At 58.4% G+C, this 14,616-nt stretch carries 14 protein-coding genes; 5 read left to right on the top strand and 9 right to left on the bottom strand.

Going from position 1 to position 14,616, the window contains the following annotated elements; genetic code table 11:
- Positions 1-228: 228 nt before the first annotated feature.
- Together AB3G35_RS06185 and quiC are read right to left on the bottom strand one after the other, a co-directional pair.
- Positions 229-906: a TetR/AcrR family transcriptional regulator gene (locus AB3G35_RS06185; RefSeq protein WP_016779345.1), complete on the bottom strand. Its 678-nt coding sequence runs from the start codon at positions 904-906 to the stop codon at positions 229-231.
- Positions 907-973: 67 nt separating this feature from the next.
- Entirely contained in the window at positions 974-2,884 is a 1,911-nt protein-coding gene (gene quiC, locus AB3G35_RS06180) for a 3-dehydroshikimate dehydratase QuiC (protein ID WP_169883316.1), read from the bottom strand.
- A 244-nt stretch (positions 2,885-3,128) separates the two neighbouring features.
- On the opposite strand from quiC, the gene AB3G35_RS06175 reads away from it, so the two are divergent.
- Entirely contained in the window at positions 3,129-4,457 is a 1,329-nt protein-coding gene (locus AB3G35_RS06175) for an MFS transporter (protein WP_169911192.1), read from the top strand.
- A gap of 23 nt (positions 4,458-4,480) precedes the next feature.
- Positions 4,481-5,365 carry a DMT family transporter gene (locus tag AB3G35_RS06170; protein WP_083369763.1) on the top strand — a complete coding sequence of 295 codons (885 nt, stop codon included), beginning with the start codon at positions 4,481-4,483 and terminating at the stop codon, positions 5,363-5,365.
- A 177-nt stretch (positions 5,366-5,542) separates the two neighbouring features.
- Here AB3G35_RS06170 and pcaG read toward each other — a convergent pair whose 3' ends face one another.
- The 4 genes from pcaG to AB3G35_RS06150 form a co-directional block, all read right to left on the bottom strand.
- Positions 5,543-6,148, bottom strand: coding sequence for a protocatechuate 3,4-dioxygenase subunit alpha (pcaG, locus tag AB3G35_RS06165; RefSeq protein ID WP_169911190.1), 606 nt, complete (start codon positions 6,146-6,148; stop codon positions 5,543-5,545).
- Positions 6,149-6,158: 10 nt separating this feature from the next.
- Positions 6,159-6,878: a protocatechuate 3,4-dioxygenase subunit beta gene (gene pcaH, locus AB3G35_RS06160; RefSeq protein ID WP_016779340.1), complete on the bottom strand. Its 720-nt coding sequence runs from the start codon at positions 6,876-6,878 to the stop codon at positions 6,159-6,161.
- Between the two features lie 98 nt (positions 6,879-6,976).
- The gene (gene pcaQ, locus AB3G35_RS06155) at positions 6,977-7,906 is read right to left on the bottom strand and encodes a pca operon transcription factor PcaQ (RefSeq protein WP_086795825.1); all 930 of its coding nucleotides are present in this window, start codon (positions 7,904-7,906) and stop codon (positions 6,977-6,979) included.
- A 24-nt stretch (positions 7,907-7,930) separates the two neighbouring features.
- The gene (locus AB3G35_RS06150) at positions 7,931-8,959 is read right to left on the bottom strand and encodes a YhcG family protein (protein WP_159259158.1); all 1,029 of its coding nucleotides are present in this window, start codon (positions 8,957-8,959) and stop codon (positions 7,931-7,933) included.
- 228 nt (positions 8,960-9,187) lie between these two features.
- Here AB3G35_RS06150 and AB3G35_RS06145 point away from each other — a divergent pair, with 228 nt between their 5' ends.
- Entirely contained in the window at positions 9,188-10,081 is an 894-nt protein-coding gene (locus AB3G35_RS06145) for a neutral zinc metallopeptidase (RefSeq protein WP_086795823.1), read from the top strand.
- Complete coding sequence (locus AB3G35_RS06140) at positions 10,082-11,068, top strand: alpha/beta hydrolase (RefSeq protein ID WP_369782383.1); 987 nt, start codon at positions 10,082-10,084, stop codon at positions 11,066-11,068.
- Positions 11,069-11,234: 166 nt separating this feature from the next.
- Here the strand turns inward: AB3G35_RS06140 and AB3G35_RS06135 are convergent, their stop codons facing one another.
- The 3 genes from AB3G35_RS06135 to AB3G35_RS06125 all read right to left on the bottom strand — a co-directional run bounded on the left by AB3G35_RS06135 (position 11,235) and on the right by AB3G35_RS06125 (position 13,345).
- The gene (locus AB3G35_RS06135) at positions 11,235-11,825 is read right to left on the bottom strand and encodes an HAD family hydrolase (RefSeq protein ID WP_086795821.1); all 591 of its coding nucleotides are present in this window, start codon (positions 11,823-11,825) and stop codon (positions 11,235-11,237) included.
- Positions 11,822-12,691 (bottom strand): acyl-CoA thioesterase II, encoded by an 870-nt coding sequence (gene tesB / locus AB3G35_RS06130; protein WP_016779335.1) that lies wholly within the window; start codon positions 12,689-12,691, stop codon positions 11,822-11,824. Before tesB ends, AB3G35_RS06135 begins: the two co-directional genes overlap by 4 nt.
- A gap of 84 nt (positions 12,692-12,775) precedes the next feature.
- Positions 12,776-13,345: a GNAT family N-acetyltransferase gene (locus tag AB3G35_RS06125; protein ID WP_086795820.1), complete on the bottom strand. Its 570-nt coding sequence runs from the start codon at positions 13,343-13,345 to the stop codon at positions 12,776-12,778.
- A gap of 91 nt (positions 13,346-13,436) precedes the next feature.
- On the opposite strand from AB3G35_RS06125, the gene AB3G35_RS06120 reads away from it, so the two are divergent.
- Positions 13,437-14,357, top strand: coding sequence for a histone deacetylase (locus AB3G35_RS06120; protein WP_169911186.1), 921 nt, complete (start codon positions 13,437-13,439; stop codon positions 14,355-14,357).
- Positions 14,358-14,616: the final 259 nt, after the last annotated feature.

Below are 14,616 nucleotides of genomic sequence, written 5' to 3'. Positions count from 1 at the left end.
CTTTTTGTCGAGAATGATTTTCAATTGGTATTAGCCAATACGTAGCGCAATTGGACAAATCAATGGGTGGTGCACCGACTATGTAGCCGCTGCCGCAGGCTGCGTCCGGTTGCGCAGCAACCGCAAACCCCGGCAATCGAGTTGAAATGACACACCGCAGTGTCTGATTTCACGACTGCTGCGCAGCCGAACGCAGCCTGCGGCAGCTGCTACAAGTGTGCGTGTTGGTCACGCCTGCAAATAGCGCAACACGGCATCGCACATCATGTCGCGCTGACGCTGCTTGACCTGCAGATCGGAAAAGTCGACCTGGAAAATTTCACCCAGGGTGTAGCGATTCGATACGCGGTAAAAACAGAATGAGCTGACCAGCAAATGCACGTCCAGCGGGTTGAGCCCGGTGCGGAAGACCCGTTGTTCAACGCCACGCTGCAGGATGTTTTCAAGGGCCTGCACGATCGTGTCGTTCATGGCCTTGATGCCTTCCGAACGCTTGATGTATTCACCCTTGTGGATATTTTCGATGCTGACGATGCGCACAAAATCCGCGTTCATGTCGTGGTGATCGAAGGTGAACTCCACCAGCCGCCGAATCGCCTCCACCGGCTCAAGCTGATCCAGATTCAGGCAACTCTCGATGCTGCGAATTTCGCCGTAGAGCTTCTCCAGCACCTCGACGTAGAGCTGCTCCTTGCTGGTGAAGTAGTAATAGATCATGCGCTTGGAGGTTTTGGTGCGCTCGGCAATCGCGTCCACCCGCGCCCCCGCCAGGCCTTGTTCGACGAACTCGACAATGGCTTCTTGCAGGATGTTTTCCCGCGTCTTCTCGGGGTTGTTCTTGCGGCTTTTACGCGGTTCGACTGCCGGTGCCGTGGCGCCGGTGTCGACTTCTGGAGTCTTGGTCATTTAAGGCTCACGGCCAGGTTGAAGTGCTGGCGATTATGGGGCGCCCTGCCCCATGAAGGAAGTCGCCCTACAACTTTGCCTGACGCGCCGCGCCACTGCGCGACTTGGCCATCGCCGCCAACCGCACCGCAACGTTCGCTGCGCCGTAGCCGGCATAGCCGTTTTTGCGCTGCAGCAGCTCGAAGAAAAACCGCCCTTCAAAGGCTTCGGTGTACACATGAAACAGCTCGCCGCCTTGCGCATCGCGGTCATACAAGACATTGAAATAAGCCAGTTCGCTCAAGAACTCATCATCGAAGTCAAAGCGTGCGGCCAGATCGTCATAGTAGTTAAGCGGGATATCCAGCAGCGGGACGCCCGCCGCCTTGGCGCGGCTGACTTCAGCAAACAGGTCGTCGCATTCGAAGGCAATATGATGCACACCCGAACCGCGATAACTCGACAAGGCATGTGAGATGGCGGTGTTTCTGTTTTCGGAAATGTTCAGCGGCAAGCGAATCGAGCTACAACGGCTACGCAACGCGCGGCTCTTTACCAGACCATAGGGGTCTGGCAGTACCACTTCGTCATCCGCTTCGAAATCCAACAGGCTTTTATAGAACAGCACCCAGCTGTCGAGGCTGTCAGCGGGCAATGCCATCGCCATATGATCGATGCGTTTAAGCCCGCCCTGGGGTGATGGGGCTGACGTGAGGTAGAAGTCAGATTCATACAACGGCTTGCCGGTAGCGTCCTTGTCCACCAGATAGATCAGGCTGCCATCGGGCGCTCGCACTGCCGCCAGTTCCAGCTCATTGGGGCCGACCAGCCCGCGATAGGGCTGCCCCTTGTAGGCCACGGCACGGGCCAGTGCGCTGGCACTGTCTTGCACCCGAATCGCGGTGGCACATAACGAAGGGCCGTGGGCCTCAAAAAAGTTATGGGCAAACGAATAAGGTTCGGCGTTTAAGATCAGGTTGATATCACCCTGGCGCAGCAAGCTCACATTTTTTGAGCGATGCTGCCCGGCCTTGCTGAAACCCAGACGCTCGAGCCAGTGGGTCAGTTGCGCGCCCTGGCTTTCATCCACGGCAAATTCGAGAAACTCGATGCCGTCGTACGGGCTGGCGGCAGGTGGCGCAAACAGCGGCTGCAAAGTCGCGGCCGGGGTATTTTGCAGGGCAAGCCGTTCGCGGGTCTTCTCTTCCAGATACAACAGTGAACGCAGGCCGTCAGCGGCATTGGCGCGCGGCGGCGCAGCGCGGAATCCGTCGTTGAAAATCTCCAGCGACAGCGGCCCGGTATAGCCACTTTGTATGATCGGTGCCAGGAAGCCCGGCAGATCGAACTCGCCCTGCCCCGGGAAACAGCGGAAATGACGGCTCCATTCCAGTACATCCATCGCCAGAATCGGCGCATCGGCCATCTGCACAAAGAAGATCTTGTCGCCGGGAATCTGCGCAATGGCGCTCGGGTCGCCCTTGAGTGACAGGGTGTGGAAACTGTCGAGCAACACCCCGAGGTTGGGGTGATCGACCTCGCGCACCAGGTCCCAAACCTGTTGCCAGGTGTTTACGTGACGGCCCCATGCCAGCGCTTCGTAGCCAATGCGCAGGTTGCGTACCCCGGCGCGCTCGGCCAGCAGGCTCAGGTCATCGAGCAGAATCTGCCGGTCGCCCACCGAGTCCGCTGCGGCATTGCTGCACACCAGCACCAGGTCGGTGCCCAGCTCCTGCATCAGGTCAAACTTGCGTTCGGCGCGGTCCAGATTGCGGGCAAGACGGTCGCGACGGCAACCTTCAAAATCACGAAACGGCTGGAACAGGCTGATTTCCAGCCCCAGATCGGTGCATATCTGCCGCACTTCACGGGGGCTGCCGTCGTAATACAGCAGGTCATTTTCAAAGATTTCGACCCCGTCAAAACCTGCCGCCGCAATGGCGTCGAGCTTCTCCGGCAGGGTGCCGCTCAAGGAAACCGTGGCGATCGAACGCTTCATTTATAACTCCCAGGATTGGCGCAGCCTGCAGGCGACGGCATTTCTTAATGGCTTGATTATTAAGGGCGCCCTATTATTGAGCAACCAATCTGTACCAACCGGTTAGTTTTGCGTGCGATTATCGAACAATATGGCCTATCTTGAATTGACGACTTTTTGTCCACTCGCCACCATCAAGCCCGTACTCCTTGCGTCACTTGTTGTGCAACACCACATAAAAATTCCAAGAAACGGGTAAACATCCATGGTCCCTTCTCCGACTGCACGCACCACTTCTGCCCACGCTCCAGGCGCAGGAATCGGTGACAAGATTCGCGGCACCCTGGCGACTGGCAAAACCCGTTGGGGCATGCTCGCACTGGTGTTCTTCGCTACCACCCTCAACTTTATCGACCGTGCCGCCCTGGGCGTGATGCAACCGATCCTGGCCAAGGAAATGAGCTGGACGGCGATGGACTACGCCAACATCAACTTCTGGTTTCAGGTGGGCTACGCCATCGGCTTCGTGCTGCAAGGCCGCCTGATCGACCGGGTCGGGGTCAAGCGTGTGTTCTTCTGCGCCGTATTGCTCTGGAGCCTGGCCACCGGCGCGCACGGCCTGGCCACTTCGGCGGTGGGCTTTATGATCTGCCGCTTTATCCTCGGCATCACCGAAGCAGCCAATTACCCGGCCTGCGTAAAAACCACGCGCCTGTGGTTCCCGGCCAGCGAGCGCGCCGTGGCCAGCGGCATCTTCAACGCCGGCACCAACGTGGGCGCCATGTTCACGCCAATGATGTTGCCTCTGGTACTGCATGTGTGGGGCTGGCAGGCGGCCTTTTTGTGCATGGCGGCACTGGGCGGTATCTGGCTGATCTTCTGGGGTTTGAAGTACTACAACCCGGAAGAGCACCCGACCGTAAGCAAGGCAGAACTGGACTATATCCAGCAAGAGAAAGAGCCTGAGCAAACCACTGTCTCGTTCGGCACCATCCTCAAGATGCGCGGCACCTGGGCCTTCGCCTTGTCCTACGCCATGACGGCACCGGTATTCTGGTTCTATCTGTACTGGCTGCCGCCGTTCCTGAATCAGCAATACAACCTGGGCATCAGCGTGACGCAAATGGGTATCCCGCTGATCATCATCTACATCACCGCCGACTTCGGCAGCGTGGGCGGCGGGATCCTGTCTTCAGTACTGATCAAGCGCGGCATGGCGGCGGTCAAGGCGCGCCTGGTGTCGATGCTGTTGTGTGCCATCAGCATCATCGGCGTGGTCATGGCCGCTGGCTCCAGCCAGCTGTGGGTCGCCGTAGGCGCCATCGCCCTGGCCCTGGGTGCGCACCAGGCCTGGACGGCCAACGTGTGGAGCATGGTAATGGACTACACGCCCAAGCACATGATGGGCACCGTGTTCGGCTTTGGCGGCATGTGCGCCGCAATCGGCGGGATGTTTATGACCCAGTTCGTAGGCTATGTGCTGACCGTCACCAACAATAACTACACCTTGCTGTTCACCATGATTCCAGCGATGTACTTCATTGCGTTAGTGTGGATGTACTTCATGGCACCGCGAAAAATCCCACAGGTTTAACGCATAGAACAACGAGGTATTCGATGACATTACCCACACCCCTTTCAGGGGTGAACCAACCCTTGAAGGGCATCTTGCTGATTGTGACAGCCACAGCGCTGTTCTCCAGCCACGATGCGCTGTCCAAGTACCTCAGTGGTTTTTACCCGGTGGTGATGGTGGTGTGGGCACGTTACCTGGTGCACACCGTACTGATGGCGGGGATCTTTCTGCCACAGTCGGGCTTGCGTGTATTGCGCAGCAAGCGGCCTTTGCTTCAGGTGTTGCGGGCTATCTGCCTGCTGGGCTCGGGGCTGTTTTTCACCTACGGCTTGCTGTTTATCCCCCTGGCTGAAAATACCGCGGTCAACTTTCTGGCACCGCTGCTGGTGGCGGCCTTGTCCGGGCCGTTGCTGGGCGAGACGGTGACGCGCGGGCAATGGCTGGCCGTGGTGTGCGGGTTTATCGGGGTGGTGATCATCATCCACCCGGGCGGCGAACTGTTTACCCCTGCGGTGTTATTACCGATGGCAGCGGCGCTGTGCTTTAGCTGTTATCAAATCCTCACGCGCAAACTCAGCGCCTACGACAGCCCCACCACCAGCAACTTTTTTGCCGGGTTGTTCAATGTGCTGGTGATGAGTGCGCTGGTGCCTTTTTTCTGGCAAACGCCAACCCTGACCCACGGCCTGCAGATGCTGGCATTGGGCAGCCTGGGCATGACCGCACACTTGCTGCTGACCCAATCATTTCGCGTTGCCGCGCCGGCATTGCTGGCGCCGTTCAGCTACTGCCAGATCGTGTTTTCGGGGATATTGGGCTGGTTGCTTTTTGACCACACACCGGATCTGGCCAGCCGTGTTGGCATTGCGATTATCTGTGCCAGCGGGTTGGCGGCGGCGTGGCAGCAAAGACGCGGGCGCACATAACTCCCGTAGCAGCTGCCGAAGGAACGAGGCTGCGTTCGATTGCGCAGCAATCGTAAAAACCTGAGCCCCCGATACTTCTGCAAAATCGGGTGCTCAGGTTTTACGACGACTCCGTCGCCGAACGCAGCCTCGTTCCTTCGGCAGCTGCTACAGATTTTGCATTTGCCTCATATCCTTTTAAAAGTCGAAGAACACTGTCTCGCCTTCGCCCTGAATGCGGATGTCAAACCGATAGGCCGTTTTGCCATTTACTTCGCAACGCTGGGCGATCAGGGTTTCACGCCGTTGCGGCTGTTCGATCAGGTTGAGCACCGGGCATTTTGCATTGGCTTCTGGCTCATCGCTGAAATACAGCCGCGTTTGCAAATGGATGTTGATACCCCGGGCAAACAGCGACACGTTGATATGCGGCGCCATTGGCACGCCAGCTGCGTTGTTCACCACGCCCGGCTTGATCGTATTGAGTGTCCACTCACCCGCATCGAAGGTGGTGGCGGTGCGGCCAAAGCTGTTAAAAGCTTTTTCCGAGTCGAAATTTTCGTCATAGACCCCTTTATGGTCGGCTTGCCACAGTTCCAGAAACGAGTCGCGCACCAAGTGGCCATTACCGTCGTAGACATTGCCAAACAGCAGGATGTGCTCACCCGCAGCATCGGGCCTGGCCATTTCGCTCCAAATTTCCTCTGGACGCGACGGATTGCCGGCCGCAGCCAGCGCCAGGCCGATATGCACATAGGGGCCAGCAGTTTGCGATGGGGTTTCCGGTAGCAGTTCGATAGGCATGACGGGCTCCTCAGCAGTTTTCGAAGTGGGTCTGGCGCTGACCGCGCAGCACAATGTCAAAACGATAGGCCAGACAATCCATCGGATTGGCCGCGCCCATGTCCAACCGGGCAATCAGGCTCTGCACGGCATCGGCGTTGGTAATCGATTTGACGATCGGGCACATGGGGATCATCGGATCACCTTCGAAGTACAGCTGGGTAATCAGGCGCGTGGCAATCGAGGGACCACTGATGGAGACGTGGATATGCGCCGGGCGCCAGTCATTAGGCCCGTTACGCCAAGGATAAGGCCCAGGTTTGACGGTGCGAAAGCTGTAATACCCCTCACTGTCAGTCAGGGTTCGGCCCACGCCGCCGAAGTTTGGGTCCAGCGGCGCCAGGTAGCGGTCGTTCTTGTGACGATAACGACCGCCTGCGTTGGCCTGCCAGATTTCCACCAAGGTATGAGGAATCGGCTTGCCGTATTGATCGCGTACGCGACCTGCCAGGATGATCCGCTCGCCTATCGGCAAACCGCCATTGTTGAAATTAAGCAGCAGGTCGTTGTCGAACTTGCCGAACTTCAAGTGGGAAAAGTCAGGCCCGCTGGTTTCGCTGACCGATTGCGGAATACTCACCAGCGCCTGGCGCGGGGACCGGGCAATGGAGGTCTTGTAGTCGGGGGTCAGGGCTTTGGGGTGCCAGTTGCGGTCACGGATGATAAAGCGCCGGCTGTCTGCATCAGACATGTCGATCTCCTGTTGTTTTTATAAAGGCTGGGAGCCAGTTTTAACCAACAGGGGCGCAACGACTACTGAAAAGCCCAACCCAACACATAACCAAATGGTTATGGATAAATACCTTCGCCGTAAGCCTGACCCAATTCACGCAAAACCTCGACACACCCTTGCGCTGCCACGGACATGGGCACATGGGCATTGCTGCAAATGCCGATCGAACCACCCGGCTCGCGCTGGCCCAGGTCGATCTCTTGCAGCTCGCCACTGGCCAGGTCCAGACGCACGGCATCCAGCGGGGCGATCCACACCGCATCGTTGCGCAGCACATAACGTCGGCTGAGGGTAATGGACAGGGTTTCCAGGCGCTGGCGGGACTGGCTGATGCCGCACTGCACAAACAGGCTGTCGGCGAAGGCGCGAATGGTGGTGTTGGCCAATGGCACAACCAACGGGTAGTGCTCCAGCTGGCTGCGGTCCAGTGGCCCCCGGGTCAGGGGGTGATCTGCGCGCACCACCAAGGTCATGGATTCGCTGTAGAGGTGTTCAAAATTCATACCCTGAATTTCCGGGCTGTCGGTCATGCGCCCCACTACCAAATCCACATCACCTACACGCAACTGCGATAACAGATAGGCGCTAGGCCCGGTCACCACGCTCACCACCAACGACGAATGCCGGGCATGCAGACGCTGCACCAACTCGGGTATCAGCAGGCTTTCGACGGTGGACAACACCCCCAGCCGCACTGTGCCGCCCACGTATTCGCCGCCGCGCAGGGCATTCACGCCTTCACGCAAGGCCTGCACCGAAGGTGTCGCATAACGCAGAAATGCCACCCCGGCCTCGGTCAGGGTGACCCCGCTTTTACTGCGCACAAACAGGCTGACCGTCAACAGCGCCTCAAGCTCCTTGAGGGTTTTCGACATCGCCGGCTGGCTGACCGCCAGCACATCCGCCGCCCGCGCCAGACTGCCCTGGCGCGCCATCTCCAGAAAGCACACGAGGTGACGGTACTTGATACGGGTATCGATATTCACAGGGCTAACAACTCCGGGGCGGGGTCACGCATCATCAACGGGAACGTTCTGCAGATAAAACTCGTGCAGCTTGGCTTGCAATAACTTCTTGTCCGGCAGCCTGGTCTGATACTCAGCGATCAAAGCGGGAGACAGGGAACGGTTAAGCGCGTATTCAACCACTTCATTGTCTTTGCTGGCACACAGTAAAACACCGATTGCCGGGTTTTCGTGAGCCTTGCGGTGGCCCTGATCCAGGGCTTCGAGGTAGAAGTTGAGCTTGCCCAGGTGTTCGGGTTCGAAGCGCGTCACCTTCAGTTCGATCGCCAGCAGGCAATTGAGGCTGCGGTGAAAAAACAGCAGATCCAATGCAAAGTCCTGCCCGCCAACCTGGATCGGATACTCAGAACCCACATAGCAAAAATCACTGCCAAGCTCGGTCAGGAAGCGGCCAAGATGTTTAATCAGTCCCTGGTGAAGGTCGGACTCTGAATGATCGTTGGTCAACCCCAGGAACTCAAAAAAATACATATCCCTGAGGTACTGGGTCGCCAGTGGATGAATTTCTCTCAACGCTGTCGATACTTTTGCAGGTACGAGCTGGGTTCGCACAAACAGATGGTTATCCATCTGTCGTGCAACCTCGCGGACTGACCAGCGTTGCTCAACCGCTTTGCGCAAATAAAAAGCGCGCTCATCAGGGTGTTTTGCGCGAGTCAAAATGTGCAGATTCGATGACCATGGCAATTCTCTCAACAGTGTTGAGAGATGTGGCTCACTTCGATAAGCCTCGAAAAATTGCCGCATTCTCCAGATATTCTGCGAAGAAAACCCTCTGATACCGGGCTGTGTACGCTGAATGTAAGTGGCCAGCTCTAGAACCGTCGCTTTGCCCCAGCCAGCACTCGCAGTTTTCTGGCTTACGTATTGGCCAACTTGCCAGTACAACTCGATAAGCGCTGTGTTAATGGCTCTGGCTGTGTACTGGCGGGCCTGGTCAATCAGTTGCACTACCTCAAAAAATGATGAGTCCTGGGCTACCACTGCAGTTGGGCCAGATTGTTTTTTTGTCATGCCGAGCTCCGAACAAGATGCTGAGAAACCCAACGATATCTCCCGCCCTCTAGCTCGTAAGTCAGCCCCAGCCCACAAAAAGCCGATACGTTCTGTAGCCCTAAACAGCAAACCCTAACCCCCAGTGCCATACTCCCTCCCCAAATCAAGAAGCATCTGACAGCCGGGCTGGCGTGGCCTCGACTCAGCAACAACACTTTTGACCATGACTTATCAGAGGATTACCCCATGCTTTGGAAAAAAGGCCGACGTAGCGATAACGTCGAAGACGTCCGCGATCAAAGCACTGGCGGTGGCGGCGGTATGCGGATTGGCGGCGGCAAAGGGCTGAGTTTGATGGCCGTGGTGGTGATTGTCGGCATCGGTTTGTTAACCGGGCAGGACCCCATGCAGATTCTCGGACAGTTAAGCGGCCAGCTCACCGATCAATCTTCCCCCCAAGTTACCCAGCCCGCTGGTCGCGCACCGGCGGCCAATGACGAGCAGGCCGATTTTGTGCGGGCGATACTGGGCGACACCGAAGACACCTGGCGCCAAGTGTTTCAGCAAGCCGGGCGTAGCTATAAAGACCCGACCCTGGTGCTGTTTCGTGGCCAGATCAATTCGGCCTGCGGCTTTGCAACAGCTGCCAGCGGGCCGTTTTATTGCCCGGCCGACCAAAAGGTCTATCTGGATATGAGTTTCTTCCAGGAAATGGCTCAGCGCTTCAAGGCTGCTGGCGATTTTGCCCAGGCCTATGTAATCGCCCATGAGGTTGGCCATCATGTGCAGACCTTACTGGGTGTGTCGTCGAAAATGCAGATGGCCCGCCAACAGGGCAAGCGCATGGAAGGCGATGGCGGCTTGCTGGTGCGTCAGGAGTTGCAGGCCGACTGCCTGGCCGGGGTGTGGGCCAACCTGGCGCAAAAACGTCACAATTGGCTGGAAGCAGGCGATATAGAATCGGCCTTGAACGCCGCCAACGCCATTGGCGACGATCGCCTGCAACAGCAAAACCAGGGCCGTGTGATGCCGGACTCCTTTACCCACGGCACTTCTGCGCAGCGGGTCAAGTGGTTCAAGACCGGCTTTGCCCAGGGCAATATCAATCAGTGCGACACCTTCTCGGCAGCGAAACTGTAAATGGTGATACGTCCACTTGCGTCGATCCTGGGCCTGTTGCTGACGTGCTCGACTGCTCAAGCAGCGGAGCACGGGGTTAAAGAACTGAGTCCCGATCATCTGACCATCGGCCCCGGTGAGTTGAGTGTCGGGATCAGTCAGCAATGGCAACAACCGCTGCCGCAGGTGCAGCGCGCATTGATTGTGATTCATGGCCGCCTGCGCAATGCCCAGACCTACCTGCATAGCGCCGAGCAGGCTGCGATCCAGGCCGGGCAGTTATCCACAACCCTGATCGTCGCGCCACAGTTTCTCAATGACACGGATGGCTCGCGCCACGCCCTGCCCGACGCCGTATTGCGCTGGCACGCCAATGACTGGATGGCGGGTGATCCGGCGCTGGGCCCGGCGCCGCTGAGTTCCTACGCAGCACTGGATAAAATCCTTGAGCGGCTCGATGACCGCAAGCGCTTCCCGGCCTTGCGCGAGGTGGTGATTGCCGGGCACTCCGGGGGCGCCCAGGTGGTGCAGCGCTATGCCCTGACCACTCAAGCCGACAAGACCTTGCAGGCAGACGGGATCAAGGTGCGCTATGTGATTGCCAACCCTTCGTCTTATGCCTACTTCAATGCCCAGCGGCCGATTCCAACTTTTGATGCAGCGAACTGCCCGGGCTTCAATACCTGGAAGTACGGGCTTAAGGAGCTTCCTGCCTACGCTCAAGGGGAAAAACACCGACAGTTGGAGCAGGCTTATATCGAGCGTGACATCACCTATCTATTAGGAGCCAAGGACACCGACCCCAATCACCCGGCGCTGGATAAAAGTTGTGAGGCCGAGGCACAGGGGGCGTTCAGGCTGGAACGGGGCAAGAACTACTTTGAGTATTTGACCCAGCGCCATCCGCAGGGCCTCAACCAGCGACTGGTTGAGGTGCCCGGAGTCGGGCACAACGGCGAGCAGATGTTTACTTCGCCTGAGGGGCAGAAGGCGCTGTTTGGCGAGTAAGAGCACCCTGTGTAGCAGTTGCCGAAGGAACGAGGCTGCTTTCGATTGCAAAGCGATCGTGAAGTCTGAGTGCACGGTTTAACTGACTCACCGCGCTGCCTGGATTTACGACGGCTTCGCCGTCGAACGCAGCCTCGTTCCTTCGGCAGCTGCTACAAGTGTTTCGTTAACCGAGCAACTGCCGCAGCTCGTAACAGTCTTTGGCGTGCCAGTCGGTCAGCTCCGGCCACGGGTTTTCAGGCACGTTGACCAGTACGGTCTGGCTGCCGGCGGCGCGGCCACAGGCCAGGTCAAAGTAGTAATCCCCCACCATCACCATCTTCGCCGCCGCCACGTCCCAGGCCCGTGCCAGTTGCAGCAGGCCGTCCGGGTCGGGTTTGTGCGCAGCGTTGTCACGGCCCAGTACATCCTCGGGGGCAAAGCATTCACCCAGGCCGATGGCCTTGAGGGTGATATGGGCCAGTTCCTGGGCATTGCGGGTCAGAATGCCCAGGCGACAGCCTCGGGCCGCCAGGTCGCGCACCAGCTCAACCGCACCCGGCGCGGCGGTGGAGGCCTGCGCCAGTTCGCGTTCATGCTCCAGCAGCCAGGCATGCTTGGCCGCCGCCACTTCGGCGGGCAGGCCGTTGAGGTGGGTGAGGATGTCGGCATCTGCCGGGATTTCCAGCTCACGGCGGATCAGGGCAAAATCATGCACGGCAACAGTCAGGGTGCCGTCCATGTCAAAAACCCAGTGCTTGACGTCCTTGAGTGTCATGCCCAGTCCTTGCGATGGCGAATCAACCCTTCCTGCGTGACAGACGCAACCAGCTGGCCAGCGCGGTTGTAGACACTGCCACGGGAGAACCCGCGCGAGTTGCCTGCCCACGGGCTGTCCATCGCATAAAGCAACCAGTCATCGGCACGCAGGTCGGCATGGAACCACAGTGCGTGGTCCAGGCTGGCGACCTGCATGTCCTTTTGCCATACGCCTTTGCCGTGGGGCAGCAACGAGGTGGTCAGCAAGCCAAAGTCCGAGGCATAGGCCAGCAGGTATTTATGCAGCGCCGGGGTGTCAGGCAAGCTGCCATCGGCACGAAACCACACATATTTGATCGGATCAGTGACCTTGGGGTTGAACGGGTCTTCGCCTATTACCGGACGAAACTCGATGGGCTTGGCGCAGAGCAGTTTTTCCCGCATAGACTCGGGGATCAGGTCCGCACGCTGGCGGATCATGTCCAGTTCCGAAGGCAGATTCTCAGGGCCTACAACGTCAGGCATGGTCGTCTGATGTTCAAAACCGCCTTCGTCGTACTGAAACGAAGCGCTGCTGGTAAAAATCGGCTGACCCTTCTGGATTGCGGTTACCCGCCGCGTGCTGAAGCTGCCGCCGTCCCGCACGCGGTCGACCTGATACACCACCGGCAGGCTTGCATCGCCCGGGCGCAAAAAATAGCCGTGCATGGAATGCACATGGCGGGCGTCTTCAACCGTCTGGCTCATGGCCGACAGCGATTGACCGAGCACCTGACCGCCGAACAACTGGCGAAAGCCCAAGTCCTGACTGCTGCCGCGAAAGAGGTTCTCTTCGATCGGTTCCAGGGTCAGCAAATTGACCAGATCATCCAACACTTGGCTCATTCAGATTCTCCTCACACAGAGCATTACCGTCGTAATCTTCGTTACGCAGGTCAAAATTTTTGGCTTGCGCCGTTAAACACACGCCTAGCCGTGCAGGGTTTCCAGCCACTGTGCCCGCGTAATGCGGTACAGCACATGGGGCCTGAGCGGGTCATCCGCGCCCAGTAAGGGATGGTCAAAATCACCGTCCACATCGTGCTGCATGCCAATGGCCTGCATGACTTTCTGCGAGGGCAGGTTCAGTCGGCTGGTAAACGACACCACCTGATCCAGCGCCAGGCGATCAAAAGCACAACGCAGCGCTGCCCAGGCCGCCTCACTGGCGTAACCAAGGCCCCAATGCTCAGGCGCGAGGCGCCAGGCAATTTCAACGGCCGGGGTAAACGGCGCCTCGAATGACACATTCATCAGCCCGGTAAAACCGATAAAGGCACCGGTGTCCTTGCGCTCCAGTGCCCACACCCCGTAGCCATATTCGGCAAAGTGACCACGAATCCGGCCAATTAGCGCAGCGCTTTCGAGGCGGCTCAGGGGCGCGGGGAAATAGCGCATCACCTGGGGGTCGGCGCACATGGCAGCGAACTCGGGCAAGTCTGTGTCACGCCAGGGGCGCAAGTGCAAACGGGCACTTTCGAGTTCTTTGATCTGCTCCATCGGTTCTCTCCGATTTGTTACCGGGCTTTGCGTATGTCAGCAGTGTACAGCGCTGTTAATATCCAGCGCTCGTTACGACGCGAAAATCCCTATGCCTGTACCGCTGATTTACCACGATGACTACAGCCCAGTGTTCCCGGCGGATCACCGATTTCCGATGGACAAGTTCCGTCTGCTGCGTGACCACCTGGTCGAGTCCGGGCTGACCCAGGATGCCCGGTTGCTGCGCCCCGAGCTGTGCCCTGTGGATATCCTCGCCCTGGCCCATGACCCGGCCTATATCGAACGCTACATGGCCGGCGAACTGGCCCGCGAAGACCAGCGCCGGCTGGGCCTGCCCTGGAGCGAGGCGCTGGCACGGCGCACCGTGCGGGCCGTGGGCGGCTCGCTGCTGGCCGCCGAGCAGGCGCTGGAACACGGCCTGGCCTGCCATCTGGCGGGCGGTACCCACCACGCGCACTACGATCACCCCGCAGGGTTTTGCATCTTCAACGATCTGGCGATCATCAGCCGCTATATGCTAGAAAGCGGCCGGGTAAACCGCGTGCTGATTTTTGACTGCGATGTGCATCAGGGCGACGGTACTGCACGAATTCTTGAACATACGCCGGATGCCATTACCGTTTCCCTGCACTGCGAAAAGAATTTTCCGGCGCGCAAGGCGCAAAGTGACTGGGATATCGGCCTGCCTATGGGTATGGGCGATGGCGAATATTTGCAAGTGGTGGACGAGGCACTCAATTACCTGCTGCCGTTGTATCAGCCAGACCTTGTGTTGTACGACGCCGGGGTCGATGTGCACAAAGACGATGCGCTGGGTTATTTGAAGCTCACCGACGCTGGCGTGGCCGCGCGTGACGAGAGCGTGATGCGCCATTGCCTGGGCCGCGACATACCGGTGGTCGGGGTGATTGGCGGCGGTTACAGCAAGGACCGCAAGGCCCTGGCACGTCGCCACGGGATATTGCATCACAGTGCACAGAAGGTCTGGCTGTCATCGGGGTGTCACTAAGCTGTGATTTTTACCCACAATGCCTGTGGAACTGCCTGTGGATAACCTGAGTGAAAGCGCCTGCAGGCCACAGGGAGTATAGCTCTCAGAGGGCTGTATACTTTTCGTACAGTTATGAAAGCTGTGGGAGCGGGCTTGCTCGCGATGGCCTCTCCAGGGTTTGCCTGACACACCGCAGCGCCTGCATCGCGAGCAAGCCCGCTCCCACAAAGGGCAGATGCGGCCCAGTCAGGTAGAATGCCCGGCCTATTTCGCCGAT

The sequence above is a fragment of the Pseudomonas sp. WC2401 genome, assembly GCF_041200115.1.
Classification (GTDB): Bacteria; Pseudomonadota; Gammaproteobacteria; order Pseudomonadales; family Pseudomonadaceae; genus Aquipseudomonas; species Aquipseudomonas fragi.
This window is presented reverse-complemented; position numbering and strand designations above follow the sequence as displayed.

Coding starts and splice junctions, on each gene's coding strand:
- AB3G35_RS06185 (WP_016779345.1), bottom strand. CDS start 906: ATGACCAAGACTCCAGAAGTCGACACCGGCGCCACGGCACCGGCAGTC.
- quiC (WP_169883316.1), bottom strand. CDS start 2,884: ATGAAGCGTTCGATCGCCACGGTTTCCTTGAGCGGCACCCTGCCGGAG.
- AB3G35_RS06175 (WP_169911192.1), top strand. CDS start 3,129: ATGGTCCCTTCTCCGACTGCACGCACCACTTCTGCCCACGCTCCAGGC.
- AB3G35_RS06170 (WP_083369763.1), top strand. CDS start 4,481: ATGACATTACCCACACCCCTTTCAGGGGTGAACCAACCCTTGAAGGGC.
- pcaG (WP_169911190.1), bottom strand. CDS start 6,148: ATGCCTATCGAACTGCTACCGGAAACCCCATCGCAAACTGCTGGCCCC.
- pcaH (WP_016779340.1), bottom strand. CDS start 6,878: ATGTCTGATGCAGACAGCCGGCGCTTTATCATCCGTGACCGCAACTGG.
- AB3G35_RS06150 (WP_159259158.1), bottom strand. CDS start 8,959: ATGACAAAAAAACAATCTGGCCCAACTGCAGTGGTAGCCCAGGACTCA.
- AB3G35_RS06145 (WP_086795823.1), top strand. CDS start 9,188: ATGCTTTGGAAAAAAGGCCGACGTAGCGATAACGTCGAAGACGTCCGC.
- AB3G35_RS06140 (WP_369782383.1), top strand. CDS start 10,082: ATGGTGATACGTCCACTTGCGTCGATCCTGGGCCTGTTGCTGACGTGC.
- AB3G35_RS06135 (WP_086795821.1), bottom strand. CDS start 11,825: ATGACACTCAAGGACGTCAAGCACTGGGTTTTTGACATGGACGGCACC.
- tesB (WP_016779335.1), bottom strand. CDS start 12,691: ATGAGCCAAGTGTTGGATGATCTGGTCAATTTGCTGACCCTGGAACCG.
- AB3G35_RS06125 (WP_086795820.1), bottom strand. CDS start 13,345: ATGGAGCAGATCAAAGAACTCGAAAGTGCCCGTTTGCACTTGCGCCCC.
- AB3G35_RS06120 (WP_169911186.1), top strand. CDS start 13,437: ATGCCTGTACCGCTGATTTACCACGATGACTACAGCCCAGTGTTCCCG.